Consider the following 24,363-nt stretch of genomic DNA (forward strand, 5'->3'; position numbering starts at 1 on the left):
CCCGCTCGACGATGCGCTCGCGCGTCGTTACGCCTTCACGGGCTGGATCAGCTTCGCGCACGCCGCCGCCTGCGGATCGCCGGCCGGCAGCTTCCCGCACACACCGTCGAACTGCTTGACGACCGACCTGACCGACGCGTCGTGCGCGCCGCTGCCGCGCCAGCGGTTCAACTGCGTGACGACCTTGGTCAGCGCGCGCAGGTTCGCGCCGTAGAACGCGTCGCGGGTCTTGTCGGCCTGCGCGAGCACACTGGCGGCAATTCCTTCGATGCGCGCCGCATCGTTCGGCGCCAGTTCCACCGCATTCGCGAAGTAAGTCGCGCCCCAGCGCAGCTTGGTCGCCGGCCCGTTCGCCGCGTCGTACGCCTTGCGATACCAGTCGAGCGCCGCCGCCTTGTCGCCGCGCGCCTTCGCGTTCGCGGCCAGCCCCGACATGAAATAGTACGGCGTGGACGAACGCGGCAGCTCGGCCTTCAGCAACGCATCCGATTCGTCGTACAGGCCGGCGTCGGTCAGCGTGTCCGCGCCTTCGCTGACGAGCGCCTGCCGCTCGTACGCGTTCGCCGCGCCCTGCACCGACGCGGCGATCTGCTTGCGCGCGGTGTCGGCCAGCACCGATGCCGCAGCCGGCGTGCCCTTGCGCGCATCGCCGCGCGCGAGCAGCACGCGGCCGTGCAGCGCCATCAGCCGGTCGATCGACGACAGCGTGGTGTCGGTCGACAGGCGCGCCAGCGCCGTGTCGTACGCGCCGCGCAATTTCGTGCGCTGCGCGTCGTCGCCGCCGAGATACGCGACCACGCGCGCAGGGGCCGCGACCAGCACGTCCGAATCGGCCCGCGACAGCGCGGCATCGTGCAGCACCGTGCGCAGCGAATCGGCCAGCGCGGCCTTGTCGAGCGCACCGGCCTGCGTCGGGTCGTCCGACGCGGCGACCACCGCCGACTTCAGCGCGAAGCGCGCCGCTTCGGCTTTCGCCCCGGCCGCCCGTGCGCGTTGCGCGAGCGACTGCAGCGTCTGCGCGACGCGATCGGCCGGCACCGGCAGCGCACCGTCGGTATCCCATGAATAGTCGGCCAGCAGGCGCCATTCGTCCGGCGTCAGCGACGCGCCGTTCTTCAGCGCCGTCGCGAGCGTCTGCCGCACCGGGTGCGCGGCCGTCATCCCGAGCGACAGCGCCTGCATGTAGCGGTCGAGATCGGCTTCGCCCGGCAGCCGCGTCACTTCGGTGCCGTCGGGGCGGAACAGGATCATCGTCGGATAGCCGTGCACCTTGAAACGCTCGCCGAGCTTCTGCGCGCTCTCGGTATCGCCGTCGAGATACACGGGCACGAAGAACGACGAGCGCGTCTTGAAGGCCTGCTGACTGAAGATCGTCGACTTCACCTGGTTGCACGACGGACACCATACCGCGCCCCAGTACAGCAGCAGCGGCTTGCCCTCGCGCTTCGCGAGCGCGAATGCGGCGTCGACGTCGCCGTGTTGCCACGCGATGCCGGGCGGCAGATGCGCACCGTCGGGCGATGCGTTCGCCACCGGGACGCCCGCGGGCGCGGCAGCGGCAAGCGCCGCACCGGCGGCGGCGAACAGGCAGGCGGCGGTGAGATTGCGAAGAACGGTTTTCATCGAAGCGGGTTCCGTTGAACAAGACGGTTTCAGGGAGATGCCGCGCACGCAACGAGGGCCGTGAAGCGATGACGACGAGGCCGGCCGACCTGCAGCGCCGCGCATGCATCGATACGGAAAAGCGAAGCCGGCCGCGGCGACCGGCAAATCGTTCGACGATACGACGGGTACAGCCGAAGGAAAACGAACGAATTCTCGATTGAATATGACGCGCGGCATCGCGGCCGCGTGTGCCGTCACGTCCGCAGCGGCCGGCCCTTCACGGCCGCGCCTTGAGCCGGGCCATGTGATACACGGACGCATGCACGCCGTCGCGCAACGCGTAATCCGGCGATTCGCCCTCGATGCGGAAACCGTGTTTCTCGTAGAGCGCGATCGCCGCGCGGTTGTCGGTAAACACGGTCAGCTCGAGACGCGTGATGTTCAGCCAGTTCTCCGCGAGATCGATCGCGGCCGCGAGCAACCGACCGCCGATGCCGCGCCCGTGACGCGCCGCGTCGACCATCATGCCGAGCGCCGCCGCGTGGCGCCGGCGCGGATTCGGCTCGGGATGCAGACCGAGATGGCCGACCACCGTGCCGTCGATTTCGGCGACGAGGCTCACGCCGTGCTCGCGCACGTTGTCGAGCCGCTTCCGCCATTTTTCGAGCGACGGAAACGGCTGCTGCAACGTATTCATGTACACCGCGGGATGCGCGGCGATCTGCCGGATCGCGTCGACGTCGTGCGTCTCGCTGTGCCGGATCGTGATATCGGTCATGGGTGGGCCGGTTCCGAAAAGTCGCGCCGAACGCGCGGACTGCGCAGGCGCGCAGCAACGCATCGAGCTTAGCCGATTTCACGCATTTGAAACACGGGTGTCACGCCGTTGCACGTCAGGTTGCATCCGCAACCAAGCGCGCTCGCGCGATCCGCGCCCATCCGGAAAATTCTGACCGGTCACGCGTGCGGCGATCGGTAATTTCTTACCGTTTTCGATCTCGCATCGCGCTCGAACGAATCGTTGCGCACGCAACGTCACGTGCGCGACATGCGATGTCATTTCTTCATCACGCCTGCGTCATGTCGCGTCCCTAGACTGGGCGCCGCCCCAGCCCGGCATGCGCCGGCCCGGTGTGTGCCGACTCCTGCCCCGCGCACCACGAGCGCGCGGCGCGCAGGATCGCGACGGCGGCCGCGGCAGCCGCGCGACGTCGCGCATCGGGCGATGCGCGCACCGCCGCAACAGGCGTCCGATGCGCCCAACGCGCACGCATCGCCGGTCGTTCCGGCGCGAGACGACGCCCGGGCACCGCCAGACGAACGCACGAACGCTCCCACCCTCACAGGATCCGAACGCCATGACGTCACGCCGCAAATTCCTTCAGCAAACCGCCGGTTCCGGCCTCGCCGCCGCCGCGCTGTCCGCGTTTCCGCCGAGCATCCGCCGCGCGCTCGCGATTCCCGCCTTCCACGAAACGGGGACCATCCAGGACGTCAAGCACGTCGTGCTGCTGATGATGGAGAACCGTGCGTTCGACAGCTACTTCGGCACGTTCAAGGGCGTGCGCGGCTACGGCGACCGCTTCGCGGTGCCGTCGCCGAACGGCCGCGACGTGTTCTACCAGGCGTACACGAAGGCGACGCCCGCCGCGACCGTGACGCCGTATCACCTCGACGCGCGCCAGGGCAACGCGCAGCGCGCGGGCGGCACGCCGCACACGTGGGCCGATGCGCAGGCCGCGTGGGACCACGGCCGGATGAACCGCTGGCCCGACGCAAAGACGCCGCTGTCGATGGGCTACTACGACGCGGCCGAGGTGCCGTTCCAGCGCGCGCTCGCCGATGCGTTCACGCTGTGCGACCACTACCACTGCGGGATGCACACGGGCACGATCGCGAACCGCCTGTTCTACTGGAGCGGCACCAACGGCCCGAATGGCATCAGCCCGACCGACGGCAACCGCGTGAAGATCGCCGCGCTGAACAACCAGTTCAACGGCGGCAACGACATCGGCCCGTCGAGCCAGGGCTGGACCTGGACGACCTATGCCGACCGGCTGCAACAGGCCGGCGTGAACTGGAAGGTCTACCAGAGCCTGATCGACAACTTCGGCTGCAACGAGATGATGAGCTTCCGCCACTGGCGCGCGGCGATCGAGCAGATGCCGGCCGCGCGCCGGCCCACGTACGTCGCGTCGACCGACATCACGCAGCCGGTGACGGCGGCCGGCGCGTTCTACGATCCGGCGATCGACGACCCGCTGAGCCCGCTCGCGAAGGGCTTCGGCAACACGATGCCGTACGGCTTTCTCGAGACGTTCCGCGACGACATCCGCAACGGCAAGCTGCCGGAAGTGTCGTGGATCATCCCGCCGTCCGCGTACAGCGAACACCCGGGGCCGTCGAGCCCCGCGCAGGGCGGCTGGTACGTGCAGGCCGTGCTCGACGCGCTGACGGCGAACCCGGAGGTCTGGAGCAAGACCGTGCTGCTGGTCAACTACGACGAGAACGACGGTTTCTTCGACCACATGCCGTCGCCGGCCGTGCCGTCGCGCAACCCCGACGGCACGCTCGCGGGCGGCCATACGCTGTCGGCCGCCGACGTCGCGGTCGAATACCACGACTTCACGCCGGCGACGTCGAGCCAGCCGGCCGTCGACGGCCGTCCGTACGGCCCGGGCCCGCGCGTGCCGATGTGGATCGTGTCGCCGTGGAGCCGCGGCGGCTGGGTCAACTCGCAGGTGTTCGACCACACGTCGACGCTGCGCTTCCTCGAGAAGCGCTTCGGCGTCGCGGAGCCGCAGATCAGCGCGTACCGCCGCGCGGTGTGCGGCGACCTGACGAGCGCGTTCAACTTCCGCACGCCGAACAACGAGCCGCTGCCGACGCTCGCGGGCCGTACGACGAAAAGCCAGGTCGACGCGCTGAGCGCCGCGCAGCAAACCGCGCCGAAGATCGTGCCGCCCGCCACGCCCGCGCTGCCGACGCAGGCGACCGGCGTGCGCCCGTCGCGCGCGTTGCCGTACGAACTGCACGCGAGCGCGCGCACCGATGCCGGCGCCGGCACGGTCACGCTGAAGTTCGCGAACACCGGCCACGCCGCCGCCGTGTTTCACGTCTACGACAAGCTGCACCTCGACCGGCTGCCGCAGCGCTACGTCGTCGAGCCGGGCAAGACGCTGCACGGCGACTGGGCCGCGCGCGCCGACAATGGCGGCAAATATGACCTGTGGGTGCTCGGCCCGAACGGCTATCACCGCCGCTTCACCGGCGACCTGAGCCGTCTGGCCGGCGCGCGTGCGCCGCACCCCGAAGTGCGCGTCGGCTATGCGGGCGCGAGCGGCAACCTCCATCTGCGGCTGCGCAACGACGGCGGCGGCACGGTGCGCTTCACGGTGAAATCGAACCAGGTCTACGGGCCGCTGTCCGGGCACGGCGGAAACGACGACCGCGGCAACGGTCATGGCCACGGCGCCGACAACGCCACCGGCCATGGCACCGGCACCACCTGGACCGTCACGGTGCGCGCCGGCGACCAGTCCGAGCTGCACTGGAAACTCGACTCGACCGGCCATTGGTACGACTTCATCGTCACCGCCGACAGCGACGCGAGCTTCTCGCGCCGCGTGGCCGGCCGCGTGGAAACCGGCCGCCACTCGGTGAGCGACCCGGCAATGGGGCTCGCCGACCGCTTCTGACGCCGCCGCGGCGACGCGCGGCGCAGCGCGTGTCGCCACCCGCGCCGGCGTAGCCGCGAACGCCGGTCGGGCACCGGTTTCACCTGGTGCCCGATCCGGCTGAGACGCCCGCCCGGCGCGGCTCAAACATCAGAGGGATCGGTGGTGCAGCCCTCATTTCACCCCCACGAAAATGCTCCGTGTCGCGGCCCGTTCGCGTTAAACTGCGTCAAGCCGTATTCAACAAAGACATCTTTGCCGCTCCGGCATCCACGACACGATACGAGGATAGGTTCGATGCGCACTACCGGCTCATCCGGGGCAATGACCCTGCTCACCGAACACGACCCGGCCGACGGCCGCGAACTGCGCTCGCTCCGGCTCGAAGCGACCGGCGACGGCAAGAGCGTGCTGCTGATCGAGATCGACGAACGCAAGCCCGGCATCCATCGCGAGGTCCGCTACGAGATCACGCCGGCCGAACTGATCGCGGCGATCCGCTCGCACGGCGCCGAGTTGCCCGGCGAAAACCATGGCGCCGCCTCGCTCGCCCGCACGCCTTCCTGATTCCGGACGGTGAGCCGCGTGCCACGCGCCGGCTCACCGACATCCCCCTGCCGCCGTCAGGCGCTTTCCGTCATTCCCGCCGCTGCCTTGAAAAAGGCCGATAATCGGCCCATCTGCCTTTCCTGCCCACGCGTTTCCTTTTCGGCCAGCCGTCATGCTCCGTGACCTCGTCGCCCAGTACGGGCCGCTTCTCGTGTTCGCCAACGTGCTCGCGGCGGCCATCGGCCTGCCGGTGCCCGCGATGCCGACGCTCGTGCTGTTCGGCGCGATGTCCGCGATGCATCCGGCGATGATCGGCTCGCAACTCGTGACGGTCGTGGCGCTGTCCGTGCTCGGCGCGCTGATCGGCGACACGGTCTGGTACGTCGCCGGGCGGCGTTACGGCGGCACGACGCTGAAGACGATCTGCCGGCTGTCGCTGTCGCGCGATACCTGCGTGAAAAAGACCGAGCGCTTCTTCGGCCGCTACGGCGTGCGCGTGCTCGCGGTCGCACGCTTCATTCCGGGGTTGTCGCTGGTGTCGGTGCCGATGGCCGGTGCGCTCGGCACGCGCTACCGCACGTTCGCCGGCTACGACGCGCTCGGCGCCGCGCTGTGGACGATCGTCGGGCTGATGGCCGGCCTCGTGTTCTACCGGCAGATCGACTGGCTGTTCGCCGGCGCGAGCCGCCTCGGCCGTGCGGTGCTGCTGGTGATCGTCGCGCTGCTCGCCGTCTATGCGGCCGTGCGGTGGATGCGCCGCCGCGCGCTGATCCGCCAGCTCGCGAACGCGCGGATCGGCGTCGACGAGCTCGACGTGCTGCTGCGCGACACTGCCGCCCCGGTGGTGCTCGACGTCCGCTCGCCCGAGCACCGCAAGCTCGACCCGTTCACGATTCCCGGTGCGCAGTTCGCCGACGAGCGCCAGATCGGCGATATCGTCGCGCGCTATCCGCTCACGCAGAAGTTCGTCGTCTATTGCTCGTGCCCGAACGAAGTGACGGCCGCGCTGATGGCGAAGCGCCTGCTCGATGCAGGCTTCACCGATGCGCTCGCGCTGCGCGGCGGCCTCGACGCATGGCGCGACACGGGCCGCCAGCTCACGTCGCTCGTGGAAGAAACACCCGCCGCGAACGATGCCGTAGCGGGATGGCACAAGCCGGCCTGATCGCACCGATCGCGGGCCGGCCGCACCGGGTCCGGACAGGGGGCGTTGCGCCCCCTTCGCATCAGAACGCGTGCAGCGGCAGGTTCACGACCAGACGGTATTCCTTGTTGGTCGCGTCCGAGTAGTGGGACGAGCCGTTGTGCCACATCGCGATGAACGTGACCTTCGTGTCCTTCAGCTTGCCGCTCTGGAACGTGTACGACGGGATGAAGCCGAACTCGTGGTGACGGCCCTGCACCGGCGCGCCGTTGCTCCAGTAGATGCTCGACTTGCTCGGGTCGTTCGCCGCACCCGCGCTGCCGTCCGCGCCCCAGCCCGTCACGCCCCACACCATCGCCTTGAAGCCCGGCAGGCCCGCTTCCTTGCCGTAGAACGTGTAACGCAGCTGCAGCGACTTTTCGTGCGGCGCGTTGTAGTCGACGTCCATCGAGTTGGTCAGGAAGATGCCGTTCGTTTCGTTCAGGTAGTCGAAGAACTGGTCGCCGAGCACCTGCTGGAAGCCGAGCAGCAGCTCGTGCGGGCCGTGCTGCGCGGCCACCGACAAGCTGTACGCGTTGTTGTTGATCTTGCCCTGCAGCGCATCGCCCGTGTCGTGCGTCGAGTAGACGTTGCCGAAGCCGGTCCACTTGATCGTCTGCGGGCTGCCGATGCTGTGCTTCACCGATGCGTAGTACTGGTGCCACACGTCGTCGGCCTGGTTCGCGTACAGCGCGACTTCGCCGTTCGGCGAGTAGTCCCACGTGCCGCCGACGTAGGTCAGGCGATTGACGCGCGTGCCGCCGTATTGCGTCGTCAGGTTGGTGAGCGTCGTATGACCGCGCGCGTCGGTCTTCGTGAAGCTGCCGGCCTCGAGCATCACGTTCTTGAATTCATTGCTGACGATCGTCGCGCCGAGGAACGTCGGCGGCAGCGCACGGTTGTCGTGCTGCTCCATGAACGGGTTGTCGACGGCCTGCAGACCGTACTTGACCACCGTGTTCGAGATGCGCGCCTTCACGTCGTAGATGCCCGGGTACGCCCATGCAAGCTGGTTCGACCCGCCGCCGCCCTTCGCCACGTGCACCATGTTGCCCGCGCCCGCGCCGCCGTCGAGTTTCAGGCCCGCGTACAGCGACGCGTCCACGCCGAAGCCGATCAGGCCCGCCGTATAGCCGGACTCGAAGTTCGCCATCACGCCCTGGACCCACGCATGGCGGTGCGGCCCGCCCTTGTTGTCGAGGATGTCCGAATAGTTGCGGAACAGGAAGTCGAGATGGCTGTCGGCGATGAAGCCCTTCGATTTCGACTGCGCCGACGGCTCGTCGGGCGGCGTGACGGCCTGGGTCGCCTCGGCGTTGACAATGGCGTTCTGGGTCGGCGCCTGCGCAACGGCCGTGCCCGTACCGGCGGCCGGTGCGGCCTGCGCGACCGTCAGCGGCACCGCGTCGTCCGCGTGCGCGACACCCGTCAGCGAGACGCCGGCGAGCGCCGGCAGTCCCCATGCAAGCAGCATCTTCGATGCCGTCCCGATCGTCTTCTGCTTTTTCATCATCATTCTCGTCTTGTGTTGATATCGTCCACGCCGGTTGCGATCCGCTTCCAGCCCCCCGGCGAGCCCGGCTAAGGACGCGCCTGTACCCGCGGCGCGAAGATCGTTCGCGCCGCACCTACCCCTGTTGACCTGCCTTGGTTATGTTTGCTGCGTCACTTCACATCACGCCGCGCCCGCGCGGATGCACGCGACGCGCGCCGCCGAGCCGTGCCGTACTTCCGGCAGCGGCACGTCCTGCGCGCACGCGTCGATCGCGACCGGGCAGCGCGTGCGGAACGCGCAGCCGGACGGCGGGTTGAGCGGCGAGGGCATCTCGCCCGCCAGCAGCATCGGACGGCGAGCACGCTCGCGCGCCGGCTCCGGCGTCGGCGCCGCATCGAGCAGCGCCTTCGTGTACGGGTGTTGCGGCACGCCGTACACGTCCTGCCGCGTGCCGAACTCCATCACGCGGCCGAGATACATCACGAGCACGCGCTGGCTGATGGCCTTCACCACCGCCAGGTCGTGCGCGACGAACAGATAGGACAACGACAGTTCACGCTGAAGATCGCGCAGCAGGTTCACGATCTGCGCCTGGATCGACACGTCGAGCGCCGATACGGGTTCGTCGCAGATCACGAGCTTCGGCTCGCCGATCAGCGCACGCGCGATGCCGACGCGCTGGCACTGCCCGCCGGAAAATTCATGCGGATAACGCAGCAGGTGATGCGCGTTCAGGCCGACGCGTTCGAGCATCGTGACCACGCGGCGGCGCACTTCGGTGCGGCCGAGGCCGGCGTGATGCGTGACGAGCGGCTCCGCGACGACCTGCTCGATCGTCATGCGCGGGTCGAGCGACGCGAGCGGATCCTGGAAGATCATCTGCACTTCGCGCCGCATCGCGGTGCCGCGCAAGTGATCGGGCGCGACGGCCTGGCCGCGCCATTTCACGGTGCCGGCCGTCATCGGCACGAGGCCGATCAGCGCGCGTGCGAGCGTCGACTTCCCGCAGCCCGATTCGCCGACGAGCCCGACCGTCTCGCCGCGCTTCACGTCGAACGACACACCGTCGACTGCGCGCAGCGTGCCCTTCGGCGACCACGGATAGCCGCCGAGCGGCACGCGGAAATGCACCTTCAAGTTCTCGACGGACAGCAGCGTGTCGTCCGTCGCGCCGGCTGGGCGGCGTTCATCGACGCTCATCGCAGACCTCCCGTCAGATCGGCCACCGGGCGGTGGCACGCGCGCACCGCGCCCGCGGCGCCATAGGTTTCGAGCGCCGGGCGCGCGGCGCCGCAGCGTTCTTCCGCATACGTGCAACGCTTCGCGAACGCGCAGCCGGCCGGCGCGGTGCCGGGCATCGGCGGGTTGCCGGGAATCGCGACGAGCGGCGCATCGTCCGCATCGGTCAGCCGCGGCAGCGCGTTGAGCAGGCCGATCGTGTACGGATGCGACGGCGCCGCGAAAATCGAGTCGGCCGGCGCGTATTCGACGGTGCGGCCCGCGTACATGACCATCACGTCGTCCGCGAGGCCGGCGACCACGCCCATGTCGTGCGTGATCAGCACGATCGCGGTGCCGCGCTCGCGGTTCAGCTCGCGCAGCAGGTCGATGATCTGCGCCTGCACGGTCACGTCGAGCGCGGTGGTCGGCTCGTCGGCGATCAGGATTTCCGGCTCGGACAGCAGCGCCATCGCGATCATCACGCGCTGCCGCATGCCGCCCGAGAACTCGTGCGGATACATGCGGATGCGGCGCGCCGCGTCGGGAATGCGCACCGATTCGAGTGCGTCGATCGCGCGCTTCGTGGCTTCCTTGCGCGACAGCCTGCGATGCAGCTGCAGCGTCTCGGTCATCTGCCGCTCGATCGTCAGGAACGGATTGAGCGACGTCATCGGATCCTGGAAGATCATCGCGATGCGGTCGCCGCGCACCGCGTTCAATGCGCGCGTATCCATGTCGAGCAGGTTGTCGCCGCGGTAGCGCGCGGTGCCGGTCGTCGTGCCGTTGCCGGCCAGCAGGCCGAGCAGCGCCATCACGGTCTGGCTCTTGCCCGAGCCCGATTCGCCGACGATGCCCAGTGTCTTGCCGGCTTCGAGCGAGAACGACACGCCGTTGACGGCGTCGATCGGCGGCGCATCCTTGCGCGTGAAGCGCACGCCGAGATTTTCCACTTCCAATAGAGCTGCCATCTTCAGCGATCCTTCGGGTCGAGCGCGTCACGCAGGCCGTCGCCGACGAAGTTCACGCAGTAGAGCGTCACGCACAGCATGACGGCCGGGGCCAGCAGCAGCCACGGCATCGATTCCAGTTTCTGCGCGCCGTCCTGGATCAGCACGCCCCAGCTCGTCATCGGTTCCTGCACGCCGAGGCCGAGGAACGACAGCACCGATTCGGTCAGCACGATGTTCGGCACCGAGACGGTCGCGTACACGACGACCACGCCGAGCAGGTTCGGCACGACGTGGCGCAGCACGATCGACCCCGGCGACACGCCGATCGCGCGCGCCGCGTCGACGAACTCGCGATTGCGCAGCGACAGCGTCTGGCCGCGCACGACGCGCGCCATGTCGATCCACGAGAACGCGCTGATGGTCAGCACGACCAGCATGAACGAGCGGCCGAACAGGGTCATCATCAGGATCGCGATCAGCAGGTACGGGATCGCGTACATCATGTCGACGACGCGCATCATCACGGAGTCGACGCGGCCGCCCGCGAAGCCCGCGGTCGCGCCCCACGCGACGCCGAACAGGCCCGACACGAGCGTGCCGAGCAGGCCGACCTCGATCGAGACGCGGCCGCCGATCAGCGTGCGCACGAGCAGGTCGCGGCCGAGCTCGTCGGTGCCGAACCAGTGCTGGTTCGCCCAGGTCGGCGGCAGGCTGATCGCGCCCCAGTCGCTCGCGGCGGGATCGGCCGCGAGCAGCCACGGGCCGACGAAGCACGCGAGCGTGATCAGCGCGAGCAGCACGAGGCTGAACACGGCCGCGCGGTTGTGAAGGAAGCGCGCGAACGCCAGCTCGAGCGGCGAGCGCGAACGCGGCGGCGAATCGGTCTGCACGGGCAGGCCGACGACGGGAGTGGTCGGAGTCATCGCTGTGCCTCGCTCAATAACGGATGCGCGGATCGAGCCACGCGTACGCGAGGTCGACCAGCAGGTTGAACAGCACCGCGCAGACGGTCGTCAGCACGACGAGGCCGAGCACCAGCGTGTAGTCGCGGTTGATCGCGCCGTTCACGACGAGCTGCCCGAGGCCCGGCAGCGCGAACACCGATTCGGTGACGACGGCCGCCGTGATCGACGTGATGCAGACCGTGCCGAACAGCGACACGACCGGCATCAGCGCGGGCTTCAGCGCATGACGCAGCACGATCGTCGAGCCCGGCAGGCCCTTCGCCCGCGCGGTGCGGATGTAGTTGCTCGACAGCGTCTCGATCATCGAGCCGCGCATCACGCGCGCGAGCAGCGACACGTTGATGAAGGTCAGCAGCACGATCGGCAGCAGCCGGTATTGCCAGCCGCCGTCGCCCCAGCCACCGGCCGGCAGCCAGCCGTTGCCGGCCGACGTCTTCAGCAGGATCGCGAAGATCCACACGAGCACCGGCCCGAGCACGAACGGCGGCACGACGTTGCCGAAGTTGCCGATCAGCATCACGAAGCGGTCGATCACGCTGTCGCGGCGCACGGCCGCGACGGTGCCGAGCAGCACGCCGAGCACGATCGAGACCGGGATCGATACGCCGCCCACGCCGAGGCTCACCGGCAGCGCCTTCTTCACGAGATCGTTCACCGACCAGTCGACGTAACGGAACGACGGGCCGAGATCGCCGTGCAGCAGCGAGCCGAGATACAGCAGGTACTGCTTCCACAGCGGCTCGTCGAGGTGGTATTTCGCGTTCAGGTTCGCGAGCGTCGCGGCGGACAGCTGCTTCTCCGTATCGAACGGGCCGCCGGGCGTGAAATGCAGCAGCAGGTAGCAGACGGTGATGACCGCGAGGATCGTCGGCACCGCCCACAACGTGCGCCTCAATGCATAGGCCAGCATGATCGCTCCGCTCAGTGCTTGATCAGGTACAGGTCCTGCGAAGCACGCATGTCGATCACGTTCTTCAGCGAATAGCCGCCCACGTAGGGCTTCACGAGACGATCGGCCGAATACTGGAACAGCGGCACCATCGGCGTGTCCTTCATCGCCATGTCGTGCGCCTGCGTGAGCAGCGCGGTGCGCGCCTGGTCGTCGAGCTTCTGGTTGCCTTCGTCGACGAGCGCGTCCATCTGCTTGTTGCAGTAGCCGACGGTGTTCTGCGAGCTGCCGCAGCGGATCAGGTCGAAGAAGGTCATCGCGTCGTTGTAGTCGGCGAACCAGCCGTCGCGCGCGATCTGCACCTTGCCGTCATGCCGCTGCTTCATCAGCACCTTGAACTCGACGTTCTCGAGCTTCGTGGTGATGCCGAGCTTGGTGCGCCATTCCGATGCGGTGAACAGCGCGACCTTCTTGTGCAGGTCGTTGGTGTTGTACGTGAGCGTGAACGACAGCGGCTTCGCGTCCGAGTAGCCAGCCTGCTTCAGCAGGTCCTTCGCGGTCGCGATGCGCTTGGCCATCGGCCACGACGCCCATTCCGGCGTGAACGGCTGCACGCCCTTCGTGCCGTTCGGCATCAGCCCGTACATCGGCTTCTCGCCGGCCTGCGTGAGCTTCGACGTCAGTACGTCGCGATCGATCACCATCGACAGCGCCTGACGCACGCGCTTGTCCTTCAGCGCCGCGTCGCTGTTGTTCAGGTAGTAGTAGTAGGTCGCGAGCTGCAGGCCCGGGCGCAGTTCGGCGCCGAACTGCTTGCTGACCTGCTGGAAGATGCCCGACGGGATCGAGTAGCTGTAGTCGATCTGGCCGGCCTGGTACATGCGCATCGCGGTTTCGTCGCTTTCGATCGGCAGGTACGTGACCTTGTTGATCACGACCTTCGACGCGTTCCAGTACTTCGCGTCCTTCGTCGCCACGATGCGGTTGTTCGGCTGCCAGTCGACGAGCTGGTACGCGCCGTTGCTGACGATGTTGCCCGGGCGCGTCCATGCGTCGCCGAACTTCGCGACCACGTCCTTGTTCACCGGCGCGAGCGGCGCCATCGCGGTCAGTTCGGGGAAGAACGCGACGGGCACGTCGGTCGTCACCTCGAGCGTGTACGGATCGACGGCGCGCACGCCGAGCGTCGACGGCGCGGCCTTGCCCGCGATGATGTCCTTCGAGTTCTTGATGAACTCGACGAGGATCGTGTATTTCGAGCCCGTCTTCGGATCGACGAGGCGCTGCCACGAATAGACGAAATCGGCGGCCGTCACCGGCTGGCCGTTGCTCCACTTCGCGTCGTGGCGAAGCTTGAAGATCCACGTCTGCGGCGTCTTGCGTTCCCACGACAGCGCGACGCCCGGCACGACCTGGCCGGCCGCATCGATGCGCGCGAGCCCTTCGAACAGGTCGAGGCCGATCGTGTTGCCGGTCCACGATTCGATGTGCGCGGGGTCGAGCGACTCGACTTCGGCGGGCACCTGTCGCGTCAGGTCCTGTTGCGGAGCGAGCGTGACGTTGGACGGAACGGTCACGGCGTGGGCGACGGGCGCCGTCAGGGCGAGCGCGGCCAGCACGGCCGACATGGCATGCAAGGATTTCATCGTGGCAGTCTTGAGAAGGTGTGTTCGGTGAGCGTCGCGCGGCGGATGCCGCGGCTTACGCGGGAGACGCTGACGGGTGCAGCGATTGAGGAGGCCCGTGGTTCTCGTATTGCATGTTAGTATTCCTTACATTTCTTTCGACAGGCATCCCGTCGAAGAAACGAAGGAATACCTGTGCGTTAGAACAGCCTCGGTGTCCCGACCCAGACCACCACCGACTCGATCTTCGCGGTGTTGACCCAGCTGTGCGGGACCGTCGACTGATAGTGCGAACTGTCACCGGCCTGCAGGACGAACGTCTTGCCTTCCAGCGTCAGCGACACTTCCCCTTCAATCACGTACAGGAACTCCTCTCCTGCATGTGTCGTCACCTCGGACCGTTTCTGCCCCGGCGGCATCCTCACGAGGATCGCCTCCAGCTGGCGCCCTTCGGACACGTTCGTCAGCCTCGCGAACAGGTTCGTCGAATCGGCGAACCCGAAGAAGCGCAACTGATCGCCTCGGCAGACCGAGCGTTCTTCACTCGGCGTATCCACGAAGTACTGCACCGTCACACCGAGCGCGTGGGCGATACCGGCCAGCGACGTCAGTGACGGCGACGCGAGCCCGCGCTCGACTTGAGACAGAAACGGCTTCGAAATCCCCGCGGCGGTAGCGGTGTCGTCGAGCGTGCGCTTCAGACGTTGGCGCAACGCGCGAATCTTGCTGCCGAGTGCGACAGCGTCTGCCGATCGCGAGTTTTCAGTGGGGGGAACCATAGCAGGCCGAAAAGTGATCGTCAAAAAATGTTTGATGGAAAGTAACTAAGTTAATTAGAGATAGCTTAATCTTCGGGTTCGTACACGTCTTCGGTGTTGAGCCTGGTGCACTAAACAGGGCACGAAGCGAACGAAACGACGCGCTATCTTGCCAGACTCGCCGGCTTCACAGGCAAGCTGCAAGCGGCTCTCCGGGAATCTTCGGAGGACCTGCGCCAATGCTTACAACTAGATGATGAGACGAATGTTGCTGAAAGCTGCTGCCACATCGGGAGTTTCCCTAGGTAGCGCACACCTGTCGCACCGGACCGGCACCCGCTACCATGCGCGCGCCGGTCGGGGACCTTCCCCGCCCCATCAGGCGGTGTCCGACCCCGGCCCGGGCTAACCGCCCGACTGTTCCATCGCCTGCACAAGCCTATCCGGCCGATTGTGCACCGGCGCCAGTTCGACCCAAGACGACGCGTGATCCGTGCCGTCCGTTTCAACGAGATTGATGATGCATTCACCTGTTTCCCAAACCCGATCGTTTACGACGGTCTTCCTCATCGAAATGTGGGAGCGCTTCGGCTACTACGGCATGGCCGCGCTCCTGGTCCTCTTCATGGTCGACCGGCTCGGCTTCACCGACAGCCACGCGAACCTGACCTGGGGTGCGTTCACCGCACTCGTCTACGCCGCGCCGTCGATCGGCGGCTGGATCGGCGACAAGGTGCTCGGCGCCCGCCGCACGATGATCATCGGCGCGTCGGTGCTGTGCGCCGGCTACCTGATGCTCGCGGTGCCGAACGATCACCTGACGTACATGTATGCGTCGCTCGGCGTGATCGTCGTCGGCAACGGCCTGTTCAAGGCCAACGCGGCGAACCTCGTGCGCCGCATCTACGAAGGCGACGACGCGCGCATCGACAGCGCGTTCACGATCTACTACATGGCGGTCAACATCGGCTCGACGGTGTCGATGCTCGCGACGCCGTGGATCAAGGATCACTGGGGCTGGCACACCGCGTTCGCGGTCTGCTGCGGCGGCATGCTGCTCGCGATCCTCAACTTCATGCTGATGCACCGCACGCTCGCGCACGTCGGCTCGCAGCCGGACGACGAGCCGATCCGCTGGAAGCGCCTCGGCGCGGTCGCGGCCGGCGGCGTCGGGCTCGCGCTGATCACGCTGTACGTGCTGCAGCACAAGCAGCTCGCGGTCGCGAGCGTGTGGACGGCGGCATTCGCGATCCTCGCGATCTTCGCGTACATGATCGCGAAGTCGGAGCGCTCGGAGCGCGCGGGCCTGATCGCGGCGCTCGTGCTGATCGGCCAGGTGATCCTGTTCTTCATCTTCTACGTGCAGATGTCGACGTCGCTGACGCTGTTCGCGCTGCGCAACGTCGATCCGCGCTTCATGCTGTTCGGCACGACGCTGTTCACGTGGAGCGCCGCGCAGTTCCAGGCGCTGAACCCGATCTGGATCATGCTGCTGAGCCCGGTGCTCGTGTGGGTCTACAACGCCGTCGCGAAGGGCGGCCGCGACCTGCCGGTCGCGGCGAAGTACGCGCTCGGTTTCGGCGCGGTCGCCGCCGGCTACCTGGTGTTCACGATCAGCGGCCGCTACGCGGTCGACGGCCGCGTGTCGTCGTGGTTCATGGTGTGGGGCTACGGCCTGTACTCGCTCGGCGAGCTGCTGGTGAGCGGCCTCGGCCTCGCGATGATCGCCCGCTACGTGCCGGCGCGCATGAGCGGCTTCATGATGGGCGCGTATTTCGTCGCGACGGGCGTGTCGCAGTATCTGGGCAGCGTCGTCGCGAACTTCGCGCAGATGCCGTCGCACGAACTGCCGGCCACCGAATCGCTGCCGCTCTACCTGTCGCTGTTCGAGAAGCTCGGCTGGCTCGCCGCGATCGGCATGCTGCTCGCGCTGCTGCTGCTGCCGCTGATGAACCGCCTGTCGCGCCAGCATCAGCGCTGCACCGACGAGCGCCGCGAAGAAGCGCTGCAGGCGCAGGCCGCCACCGCCGCGCAGTAAGGACTATCCCTCGGCGTGCGGCTCGCACGCCACATTCTCCCGCCAGACACGCGAACGCGTCCTACACTGGTTGCAGGCAACGCATCCGCTTCGCGCGATGCGCACTGGCGGGAGAACACGATGAAAAGCAAGACGACGCGGCTTTTGAGGATTCTGTCGGACATCCGGCACGCGCAGCGCTGCACCGCGATGCGCGCCGCCCGGGCCGCGGCCGAAGCCGATGCGGTCCTCGCGGAGCGCGACGACCCGGCGCAGGACGAACGCGAAGACGCCGAATCCGACGACGCATCCGCCACGCCCCGCTCCCGTATCGGCTCACCTCACTGACGCCGCGCGGCGCCTGCCGCGCCGCCCGCATCCGTCGCGCGCCTACGCCGCCGCGCCGCGCCATCGCGCGATCCACGTTCCCGAACCGGCTACCGCCATCATCAGCCCGACCGCGCATGCGTCGGCCACGAGGCCCACGCCGACATGCCGCAGATCGGCGCTGCGCACGGCCGGATGCAGCAGCGAATCGATCACGAGCGAGATCGCCGCGCCCGCGACGAAGCAGATCAGCCCGCGCTGGCCGACCGCCACGACGGGCCGCACGCCCTGTGCGATCCGCGCGATCCAGCCGAAGCGCACGCAATCGGCCATCAGCCACGCGACGGCCGCGAAGCTCACGACGCGCGGCAGCGCGAGATCGCGCTTGAGCACGCCTTCCGGCACCGGCAGCCCCGAGAACAGCTTGTAGCTCGCGCAGCCGAGCACGATCGCGCATGCGAGCCCGGTCGCCGCGGCGCCCCAGCGGCCGAGCGCGATGCGGCGGTAGAACGGCTGGCAGCGCGCGAGCACGCCGGCGACGAACATCAGTTGCCACGCGAACGGATTGAAGCTCCAGCGGAAACCGTCGGTGTCCAGCAGTTCCGGGCCGAGCCAGCCCGCCGCCAGCCACGACGCGACGCTGAGCGCCACGAGCAGCCACGGATGGCGCCGCGCGAACGGCACCAGCACCGGCGACGCGAGCGCGAACAGCACGTACATCGGCAGCACCGACGCCAGATACGGCTGGCGCTGGAACGTCAGCAGCTCGGCGGCGCCCGTGAGCGGCGACGCGAGCATCACGCTGACGTCGTCGAGCGCGAGGTTCGGCGCATCGATCCCGTAGTGATCGAGCACCACCGACACGACGAGCATCAGCGTCGACGTCGCGAGAAACGCGCGGTAGATCTGCATCGCGCGCCGCACGAAACGCCGCTGCGCGGCGCGCGCGCCGTGCCGCTCGGCGATCGCGCCGTATGCGCTCGCGGTCGCGAAGCCGCCGAGGAACACGAACACCTCGGCCGCGTCGCACAGCGCGAACGCGTGCAGCGTCACGCGCGACAGCACGCTCGCGCCGATGTGATCGACGACGATCATCAACAGCACGAGCCCGCGGAAGAAGTCGATTTCGATCAGGCGGCCGCCGCGCGACGGCTGGACCGTGACGGAAGGCGGCGGGCTCAACGACATGAGCGCACCTGCACGACGGCGGTGCGGCGCGCACCGGGGAAAGGATCGGGAAAAGGCAGGCGAGCGCGATCGGCGGCGATACGCGTATGCTCGCATCGCGCCAACCCGGCCGGCTTGGCGCGGAGGTGACCGTTCATGGAAAAGCTGCATACGAAGGGAAGTCGGTCAGGCCAGTCTAGTAGCCGATCAGGGGAGACCCTAAGTAACAAAGTGCAACCGAATCTTCTGTTCGATTACAAGCGCGAGCGTTGCGCGGCGAAGCAGGCAGCGTCGCCAGATTCGCGTCAGCGCGTCGCCAGTTGGCGGTCAGGATCGAGGGAGTCGGCGACACAACGCGCGGTGTTCGACGCTCGGATGAAGCGCGACGCGCGGCGCGTTCCGCGCGGCCGGCGCATCGCGACGATGCGGTTAGCCGCGCGCGGGCAGCCGCCGCATCAGCATCGCGCTGTGCCACGCGGTCAGCGCGACGGCGATCCAGATCGGCCCGTACGTCGCGAGCTGCGCGACGCTCAGCGTTTCACCGAGCAGCAGCAGCGACACCACGACGAGCAGCACCGGCTCGACGTAGCCGAGAATCCCGAACAGCGCCATCGGCAGCATCCGGCTCGCCTTCAGGTAGCTCGCCAGCGCCAGCGTGCTGAGGATGCCGAGCCCCGGCAGCAGCACGGCCCACAGCAGCGGATGGCCGGCGACGCGCGTGGTGCTCGTCGCGACCATCGCGAGCGCGATCGGGCACAGCAGCGCGATCTCGATCGCGAACGCGGCCAGCGAATCGGCGTTGATGCGCCGGCGCAGCACGAAATACGGCGGATAGCCGAGCGCGACGACCAGCGTCGGCCATGCGAATGCGCGCGTCGCCCACACCTCGTGCGCGACGCCGAGCGCCGCACAGGCGACCGCCGCCCATTGCAGCGGGTCGAGCCGCTCGTGATAGTAGAAGCGGCCGACGAGCACCATCGTCAGCGGCAGCAGGAAATAGCCGAGCGACACTTCGAGCATGCGGCCGTGCAGCGGCGCCCACAGGAACAGCCACAGCTGCACGCCGAGCAGCGCCGCGCTCACCGGCAGCGCGATCAGCAGGCGCCAGTCGCGCGCGCTGCGCCGCGCCAGCCCGACGAGCGCCGGCCAGCGGCCGCGCAGCGCGATCAGCGCGAGCGCGCCCGGCGCGGTCCACACGACGCGCCACGCGAAGATGTCGAGGCCCGTGAGCGGCGCGAGCAGTTTCGCGTAAGCCGACATCAGCGCGAACAGCGTCGACGCCATCACCGACAGCATGAGGCCGCGCCCCGCCTCCGGATACCCCGTCATGATCGTTGTGCGCCTCTTACTGCTGCTGGAAGCGTTCGAAGCGCTTCTCGGTCCGGCGTTCCTCGAACGTCACCTCGGTCACGCGCGCGGCGGGCGGCCCGTGGCGCAGCCACGCGAGCATCCGGTCGATCTGCGCGCCGGGGCCCTGGATCATCGCCTCGACGGTGCCGTCCTCGAGATTCGCGACCCAGCCGCGCAGCTTCAGCGCATGCGCCTCGCGCACCGTCGCATGACGAAAGCCGACGCCCTGCACGACGCCGCGCACCCGCACGTAGTAGGTCTCGATCCGTTCGTCCAGCTCATTGCGGCTCATTGCGTCGCCCTCCCGTTGCATTCAAGCCCGGCATTGTAGTCGCGTCGGCCGCTTCGCACACGCGCCGGCCGGGCGTCGCCGCGCACGCCGACCACGTACAATCTCGCCGATGCCCAACCGCCGCGCCGCCCGCGCGGCCCTGAAGGAAACGCATGACTGATACCTCCCGCGATCTCGTTCTCGTCACCGGCGCGTCCGGTTTCGTCGGCTCGGCCGTCGCGCGCATCGCGCAGCAGAAAGGCTATGCGGTGCGCGTGCTGGTGCGCCCGACCAGCCCGCGCACGAACGTCGCGGATCTCGACGCCGAGATCGTCACCGGCGACATGCGCGACGAGGCGTCGATGCGCGCCGCGCTGCGCGGCGTGCGCTACCTGCTGCACGTGGCGGCCGACTACCGGCTGTGGGCGCCCGACCCCGACGAGATCGAGCGCGCGAACCTCGAAGGCGCGGTCGCGACGATGCGCGCGGCCCGCGCGGCAGGCGTCGAGCGGATCGTCTACACCAGCAGCGTCGCGACGCTGAAGGTGACGAGCGCCGGCGATCCGTCCGACGAGAACCGGCCGCTCACGGCCGAGCAGGCGATCGGCGTCTACAAGCGCAGCAAGGTGCTCGCGGAGCGCGCGGTCGAACGGATGATCGCCGACGAAGGGCTGCCGGCCGTGATCGTCAACCCGTCGACGCCGATCGGCCCGCGCGACGTGAAGCCGACGCCGACCGGCCGCATCATCGTCGAGGCCGCGCTCGGCAAGATTCCCGCGTTCGTCGATACGGGGCTGAACCTCGTGCACGTCGACGACGTCGCGCACGGCCACTTCCTCGCCCTCGAGCGCGGCCGGATCGGCGAGCGCTACATCCTCGGCGGCGAGAACCTGCCGCTGCAGCAGATGCTCGCGGACATCGCGCAGATGACGGGCCGCAAGGCGCCGACGATCGCGCTGCCGCGCTGGCCGCTGTACCCGCTCGCGCTCGGCGCCGAAGCGGTCGCGAAGTTCACGAAGAAGGAGCCGTTCGTCACCGTCGACGGGCTGCGGATGTCGAAGAACAAGATGTATTTCACGTCGGCGAAAGCCGAGCGCGAGCTCGGCTACCGTGCGCGCCCGTATCGCGAAGGGCTGCGCGATGCGCTGGACTGGTTCGGCTCGGCGGGCTACCTCAAGTAACACAAAGCGGCGCACCTCGCGCCGCTTTGCGCACTTTGTTACACGTCGCGCGCGGACCGGCATCGGCGCAGCGGTTAAAATCGCGGGTCTTACGCAGAGAAGACACGCATGAACCTGAACGATCAGATCGCTTCGCTCGCCACGGGCGTCGATCAGCTCCTCCACGATCACCACGCCGCGCAGCAGGCGGCACGCAGCGCGGAAGCCTTCGCGCGCGCCGCGGCAGCGGAAGCCCGGGCCGCGGCCGAGCGCCACGCCGCGGCGGAAGCCGACGCGCAGGCCGCCGCGCAGCGCCACACGGCCGCTGCCGCCGATGCTGAAGCCGCGCAGCGGCGCCACGCCGATGCCACCGCCGCCGCCGAAGCGGCCGCCCAACGTCATACGGATGCCGCCGCGCAGGCCGAAGCCGCTTCGCAGCGCCATGCGGAAGCCACCGCGCTGACCGAAGCGCTCGCGCAACGTCACGCGGATGCCGAAGCCGCGTCGCAGCGTCACGCGGCGGCGATCGCCGAAGCCGAGGCCGCCGCACAGCGCCATCACGCCGCCGCGACCGAAGCCGAAGCGGCCGCGCAACGTCATGCCGCGGCGACCGCCGAAGCGGAAGCCGCCGCGAAGCGCCATGCGGAAGCGACCGCCGAAGCCGAAGCAGCCGCGCAGCGCCACATGGCCGCGATTGCCGAGGCCGAGGCGCTCGCCCAGCGTCACACGCAGGCGCTCGCCGACACGCAGGCCGCCGCCCGGCGTCACGACGAAGCCACCGCGGAGGCGGAAGCCATCACGCAGCGTCACGCCGAAGCGATCGCCCAGGCCGAAGCCGCCGCGCAACGCCACGCCGAGGCGACCGCCGAAGCCGAAGCCCTCACGCTGCGCCATACCGAAGCGATCGCTCAGGCTGAAGCGGCCGCGCAGCACCACGCGAAGGCCATCGCCGACGCCGAGGCGCTGGTCGAGGCCGTCGTCAAGGAAGCCGCGACGAACGCGGTGGCCGCCACGGCGGTGACGGCCGAAGCCGTCGAGCCGGCACCGGCGGATACGCCGGCAGCGGAGCCGGCCGTGCACGCAGTCGCGCCGGTTGCGGCCGAAGCAGCCGAAGTGCCGACTTCAGGCGCCGACGCCGAAACCGCGATCGTCCCGGCGGCGCAAGCCGGCGCCGCGGGTGAAACCGAAACCGACAGCGACACCGTTGCCGCGCCGGCCGACAAGGCGACGCTGCACGTCGCGCGCCCGTCCCAGAACGAACTCACGCTGACCATCAACGGCGAATCGATCACGCTGCATCCGGAGCAACTGGGCCAGCTGATCGAGGAACTCGCGCACGCACGCGCGTCGATGCAGCCGGAGCCGCCGCCCGGCATTCCGGCCGGCTGGCGTTTCGTGACGACGAAGAACCCGATGATGGCCGTGCAGAAGCAGTCGAACGGCGACCGTCTGCTGGTCGCTCGCCACACGGGCTACGGCTGGGTGCCGTTCACGTTCTCGCCGGACGTCGTGGTCCAGATGTACATGATGCTGACCCAGCGGTAAGCGCCGGCATCGGTATACGACACGGCAGAAAATAAAACAGCCCGACCGGTTCGCACCGATCGGGCTGTTTGCTGTCCGGCTGCCGGGAGGCATGCCTCCCGGCCCCGTTCAGCGATCCACCGGCGCCTGCACGCGCGCCTTCCACTGGCCGCCCTTGCCGCGCCAGTAACGCCACGCGGACGCGAACGTCGCACCCACATAGAACAGCGCGACGAGCGGCAGCGCGGGCGCCCACAGCGGCGAGCGCCGGTAGTAGCGCAGCATCGGCGCATACGCGGCGCACATCGACGCCCACGCGAGCCAGGCCGGCCATGCACGCGCGCCGTAGGCGAGCGCGACGACGGGCGGCACCAGATAGATGATCGTCATCCCGAGCAGCGTGCCGGCCAGCAGCAGCGGCGAATAGTGCAGCTGCGTGAACGCGGTGCGCGCGATCATGTTCCAGATGTCGCGCCAGCTGTCGTACGGGCGCAGCGACACGCTGCGATCGGCGAGATCGAGCCGGATCGGATGGCGGCCGCTGCCGCGGTGCTTGATCTGCGCGGCGAGGCTGCAGTCGTCGATCAGCGCGCCGCGAATCGATTCGATGCCGCCCGCTTCTTCCAGCGCCGTGCGCTTCACGAGCATGCAGCCGCCGGCCGCACCGGCCGTCCGGTTGCGCGGGTTGTTGATCCACGAGAACGGGTACAGCTTCGCGAAGAAGAACACGAACGCCGGAATCAACGCCTTTTCCCAGAACGAGTCGCAGCGCAGCCGCACCATCAGCGACACGAGATCGCGACGCTCGGCCTGCGCGCGCGTGACGAGTTGCGCGACGGCGTCGGGCGGATGGCCGATGTCGGCATCCGTCAGCAGCAGGTAGTCGGCCGGCAGGCCGAGCGTCTGCACGGCCGCGATCCCCTGCGACTGCGCCCACACCTTGCCCGACCAACCGGCCGGCAGCGGCTTCGCGGTCAGCACCGTCAGCCGGTCGGCGCGGTTGATCGCGAGCGCGGCCGCGCGGGCCGCGTCGGCGGTGCCGTCGTCGCTGTGGTCGTCGACGATGATCAGATGGAATTCGCCCGGATAGTCCTGCTCGAGCAGCGAAGTCGCCGCGCGAGCGATCACGTCGGCTTCGTTGCGCGCCGGCACCACGGCCACGACGGCCGGCCAGCCCGCCTCGGCCGCCTCGCCGCGAGCCTCGGGCGGCAGCGGCCGCGCGGGCTGCGCGCGCCAGAAGCCGCCGCGCGCGACGAGCAGCACGATCCAGATCACCAGCGACAGGCCGGACACCAGGAAAGCAAGCGCCAGCATCATCGGCCTGCCTCCTGCCGCCCGCGGGCCGGGTAGGAATTAATAGGGGTCGGGAACAAAACGCCCGAAACCGCCCGGGCGGAAGGGCAATACGCGTAAGAATCGACGGTCATCGAATGGCCTTGAAATGAGCGCGACGCCGGGCAGCCGGAGCGGCCGCCCGCGAAACCGCGTAGTTTACTGGGTTCCGCGCCCGCCAGCGCCGACGCGGCTCTCCCGCAATTGCAACGGTGCCGACACAGCACCAAAGCACGGACGGCCCGATAGGGTTAAAATGCGCGATTAATTCGGGGTTCCGGGGCCTGGCCGGCCGGTT

General features: G+C 68.5%; 20 protein-coding genes. 7 read left to right on the plus strand and 13 right to left on the minus strand.

Annotation, left to right across the window (positions count from 1 at the left end; translation table 11 throughout):
• Window positions 1-27: 27 nt before the first annotated feature.
• Both H0X95_RS20645 and H0X95_RS20650 read right to left on the minus strand, forming a co-directional pair.
• Window positions 28-1,623 carry a thioredoxin family protein gene (locus H0X95_RS20645; RefSeq protein WP_059722163.1) on the minus strand — a complete coding sequence of 532 codons (1,596 nt, stop codon included), beginning with the start codon at window positions 1,621-1,623 and terminating at the stop codon, window positions 28-30.
• Between the two features lie 259 nt (window positions 1,624-1,882).
• On the minus strand, window positions 1,883-2,383 hold the full coding sequence (locus tag H0X95_RS20650) for a GNAT family N-acetyltransferase (RefSeq protein ID WP_006490146.1): 501 nt from the start codon (window positions 2,381-2,383) through the stop codon (window positions 1,883-1,885).
• A 580-nt stretch (window positions 2,384-2,963) separates the two neighbouring features.
• Here H0X95_RS20650 and H0X95_RS20655 point away from each other — a divergent pair.
• The 3 genes from H0X95_RS20655 (at window position 2,964) to H0X95_RS20665 (ending at window position 6,996) form a co-directional block, all read left to right on the plus strand.
• Window positions 2,964-5,303: a phosphocholine-specific phospholipase C gene (locus H0X95_RS20655; protein ID WP_059722165.1), complete on the plus strand. Its 2,340-nt coding sequence runs from the start codon at window positions 2,964-2,966 to the stop codon at window positions 5,301-5,303.
• Window positions 5,304-5,579: 276 nt separating this feature from the next.
• On the plus strand, window positions 5,580-5,849 hold the full coding sequence (locus H0X95_RS20660) for a hypothetical protein (protein WP_012493620.1): 270 nt from the start codon (window positions 5,580-5,582) through the stop codon (window positions 5,847-5,849).
• A gap of 154 nt (window positions 5,850-6,003) precedes the next feature.
• Window positions 6,004-6,996 carry a DedA family protein/thiosulfate sulfurtransferase GlpE gene (locus H0X95_RS20665; protein WP_006490157.1) on the plus strand — a complete coding sequence of 331 codons (993 nt, stop codon included), beginning with the start codon at window positions 6,004-6,006 and terminating at the stop codon, window positions 6,994-6,996.
• A 61-nt stretch (window positions 6,997-7,057) separates the two neighbouring features.
• Here the strand turns inward: H0X95_RS20665 and H0X95_RS20670 are convergent, their stop codons facing one another.
• The 7 genes from H0X95_RS20670 to H0X95_RS20700 all read right to left on the minus strand — a co-directional run bounded on the left by H0X95_RS20670 (window position 7,058) and on the right by H0X95_RS20700 (window position 14,938).
• Window positions 7,058-8,524, minus strand: a complete 1,467-nt coding sequence (locus H0X95_RS20670) for an OprD family porin (RefSeq protein WP_034178623.1) — start codon at window positions 8,522-8,524, stop codon at window positions 7,058-7,060.
• Window positions 8,525-8,689: 165 nt separating this feature from the next.
• Window positions 8,690-9,709 carry an ABC transporter ATP-binding protein gene (locus H0X95_RS20675; protein ID WP_006490168.1) on the minus strand — a complete coding sequence of 340 codons (1,020 nt, stop codon included), beginning with the start codon at window positions 9,707-9,709 and terminating at the stop codon, window positions 8,690-8,692.
• Window positions 9,706-10,698 carry an ABC transporter ATP-binding protein gene (locus H0X95_RS20680; protein ID WP_048988809.1) on the minus strand — a complete coding sequence of 331 codons (993 nt, stop codon included), beginning with the start codon at window positions 10,696-10,698 and terminating at the stop codon, window positions 9,706-9,708. The genes H0X95_RS20675 and H0X95_RS20680 overlap by 4 nt, the downstream gene beginning before the upstream one ends.
• A 2-nt stretch (window positions 10,699-10,700) precedes the next feature.
• On the minus strand, window positions 10,701-11,603 hold the full coding sequence (locus H0X95_RS20685; protein WP_006490122.1) for an ABC transporter permease: 903 nt from the start codon (window positions 11,601-11,603) through the stop codon (window positions 10,701-10,703).
• Window positions 11,604-11,616: 13 nt separating this feature from the next.
• Complete coding sequence (locus H0X95_RS20690) at window positions 11,617-12,555, minus strand: ABC transporter permease subunit (protein WP_006490137.1); 939 nt, start codon at window positions 12,553-12,555, stop codon at window positions 11,617-11,619.
• Window positions 12,556-12,566: 11 nt separating this feature from the next.
• Window positions 12,567-14,180: a peptide ABC transporter substrate-binding protein gene (locus H0X95_RS20695; protein ID WP_058902421.1), complete on the minus strand. Its 1,614-nt coding sequence runs from the start codon at window positions 14,178-14,180 to the stop codon at window positions 12,567-12,569.
• Between the two features lie 179 nt (window positions 14,181-14,359).
• A complete protein-coding gene (locus tag H0X95_RS20700) occupies window positions 14,360-14,938 on the minus strand; it encodes a cupin domain-containing protein (protein WP_006490124.1) in 579 nt (192 codons plus the stop codon).
• Between the two features lie 496 nt (window positions 14,939-15,434).
• Between H0X95_RS20700 and H0X95_RS20705 the strand changes: the two genes are divergently transcribed.
• Both H0X95_RS20705 and H0X95_RS20710 read left to right on the plus strand, forming a co-directional pair.
• A complete protein-coding gene (locus H0X95_RS20705) occupies window positions 15,435-16,955 on the plus strand; it encodes a peptide MFS transporter (RefSeq protein WP_006490183.1) in 1,521 nt (506 codons plus the stop codon).
• A gap of 120 nt (window positions 16,956-17,075) precedes the next feature.
• On the plus strand, window positions 17,076-17,282 hold the full coding sequence (locus tag H0X95_RS20710) for a hypothetical protein (protein WP_006490170.1): 207 nt from the start codon (window positions 17,076-17,078) through the stop codon (window positions 17,280-17,282).
• A gap of 42 nt (window positions 17,283-17,324) precedes the next feature.
• Here the strand turns inward: H0X95_RS20710 and H0X95_RS20715 are convergent, their stop codons facing one another.
• The 3 genes from H0X95_RS20715 to H0X95_RS20725 form a co-directional block, all read right to left on the minus strand.
• Window positions 17,325-18,449, minus strand: a complete 1,125-nt coding sequence (locus tag H0X95_RS20715) for an OpgC domain-containing protein (RefSeq protein ID WP_006490174.1) — start codon at window positions 18,447-18,449, stop codon at window positions 17,325-17,327.
• A 408-nt stretch (window positions 18,450-18,857) separates the two neighbouring features.
• On the minus strand, window positions 18,858-19,757 hold the full coding sequence (gene rarD, locus H0X95_RS20720; RefSeq protein ID WP_043204482.1) for an EamA family transporter RarD: 900 nt from the start codon (window positions 19,755-19,757) through the stop codon (window positions 18,858-18,860).
• Between the two features lie 16 nt (window positions 19,758-19,773).
• On the minus strand, window positions 19,774-20,070 hold the full coding sequence (locus H0X95_RS20725; protein WP_006480292.1) for an acylphosphatase: 297 nt from the start codon (window positions 20,068-20,070) through the stop codon (window positions 19,774-19,776).
• A 152-nt stretch (window positions 20,071-20,222) separates the two neighbouring features.
• Here H0X95_RS20725 and hpnA point away from each other — a divergent pair, with 152 nt between their 5' ends.
• Both hpnA and H0X95_RS20735 read left to right on the plus strand, forming a co-directional pair.
• Window positions 20,223-21,230: a hopanoid-associated sugar epimerase gene (hpnA, locus tag H0X95_RS20730; protein WP_006494341.1), complete on the plus strand. Its 1,008-nt coding sequence runs from the start codon at window positions 20,223-20,225 to the stop codon at window positions 21,228-21,230.
• 108 nt (window positions 21,231-21,338) lie between these two features.
• Window positions 21,339-22,754, plus strand: a complete 1,416-nt coding sequence (locus tag H0X95_RS20735) for a hypothetical protein (protein WP_059722167.1) — start codon at window positions 21,339-21,341, stop codon at window positions 22,752-22,754.
• Window positions 22,755-22,862: 108 nt separating this feature from the next.
• Here the strand turns inward: H0X95_RS20735 and H0X95_RS20740 are convergent, their stop codons facing one another.
• On the minus strand, window positions 22,863-24,050 hold the full coding sequence (locus H0X95_RS20740; RefSeq protein ID WP_006494339.1) for a glycosyltransferase: 1,188 nt from the start codon (window positions 24,048-24,050) through the stop codon (window positions 22,863-22,865).
• Window positions 24,051-24,363: the final 313 nt, after the last annotated feature.

The organism is Burkholderia sp. 9779_493 (assembly GCF_015712215.1).
Lineage (GTDB): Bacteria > Pseudomonadota > Gammaproteobacteria > Burkholderiales > Burkholderiaceae > Burkholderia > Burkholderia cenocepacia.

Excerpts from the sequence above, each read along its gene's own strand:
- H0X95_RS20670 (WP_034178623.1), bottom strand. The coding sequence starts at position 8,524 with ATGAAAAAGCAGAAGACGATCGGGACGGCATCGAAGATGCTGCTTGCA.
- H0X95_RS20685 (WP_006490122.1), bottom strand. The coding sequence starts at position 11,603 with ATGACTCCGACCACTCCCGTCGTCGGCCTGCCCGTGCAGACCGATTCG.
- H0X95_RS20740 (WP_006494339.1), bottom strand. The coding sequence starts at position 24,050 with ATGATGCTGGCGCTTGCTTTCCTGGTGTCCGGCCTGTCGCTGGTGATC.
- rarD (WP_043204482.1), bottom strand. The coding sequence starts at position 19,757 with ATGACGGGGTATCCGGAGGCGGGGCGCGGCCTCATGCTGTCGGTGATG.
- H0X95_RS20710 (WP_006490170.1), top strand. The coding sequence starts at position 17,076 with ATGAAAAGCAAGACGACGCGGCTTTTGAGGATTCTGTCGGACATCCGG.
- H0X95_RS20725 (WP_006480292.1), bottom strand. The coding sequence starts at position 20,070 with ATGAGCCGCAATGAGCTGGACGAACGGATCGAGACCTACTACGTGCGG.
- H0X95_RS20700 (WP_006490124.1), bottom strand. The coding sequence starts at position 14,938 with ATGGTTCCCCCCACTGAAAACTCGCGATCGGCAGACGCTGTCGCACTC.
- hpnA (WP_006494341.1), top strand. The coding sequence starts at position 20,223 with ATGACTGATACCTCCCGCGATCTCGTTCTCGTCACCGGCGCGTCCGGT.
- H0X95_RS20655 (WP_059722165.1), top strand. The coding sequence starts at position 2,964 with ATGACGTCACGCCGCAAATTCCTTCAGCAAACCGCCGGTTCCGGCCTC.
- H0X95_RS20645 (WP_059722163.1), bottom strand. The coding sequence starts at position 1,623 with ATGAAAACCGTTCTTCGCAATCTCACCGCCGCCTGCCTGTTCGCCGCC.
- H0X95_RS20680 (WP_048988809.1), bottom strand. The coding sequence starts at position 10,698 with ATGGCAGCTCTATTGGAAGTGGAAAATCTCGGCGTGCGCTTCACGCGC.
- H0X95_RS20665 (WP_006490157.1), top strand. The coding sequence starts at position 6,004 with ATGCTCCGTGACCTCGTCGCCCAGTACGGGCCGCTTCTCGTGTTCGCC.
- H0X95_RS20705 (WP_006490183.1), top strand. The coding sequence starts at position 15,435 with ATGATGCATTCACCTGTTTCCCAAACCCGATCGTTTACGACGGTCTTC.
- H0X95_RS20650 (WP_006490146.1), bottom strand. The coding sequence starts at position 2,383 with ATGACCGATATCACGATCCGGCACAGCGAGACGCACGACGTCGACGCG.
- H0X95_RS20695 (WP_058902421.1), bottom strand. The coding sequence starts at position 14,180 with ATGAAATCCTTGCATGCCATGTCGGCCGTGCTGGCCGCGCTCGCCCTG.
- H0X95_RS20690 (WP_006490137.1), bottom strand. The coding sequence starts at position 12,555 with ATGCTGGCCTATGCATTGAGGCGCACGTTGTGGGCGGTGCCGACGATC.
- H0X95_RS20715 (WP_006490174.1), bottom strand. The coding sequence starts at position 18,449 with ATGTCGTTGAGCCCGCCGCCTTCCGTCACGGTCCAGCCGTCGCGCGGC.
- H0X95_RS20735 (WP_059722167.1), top strand. The coding sequence starts at position 21,339 with ATGAACCTGAACGATCAGATCGCTTCGCTCGCCACGGGCGTCGATCAG.
- H0X95_RS20675 (WP_006490168.1), bottom strand. The coding sequence starts at position 9,709 with ATGAGCGTCGATGAACGCCGCCCAGCCGGCGCGACGGACGACACGCTG.
- H0X95_RS20660 (WP_012493620.1), top strand. The coding sequence starts at position 5,580 with ATGCGCACTACCGGCTCATCCGGGGCAATGACCCTGCTCACCGAACAC.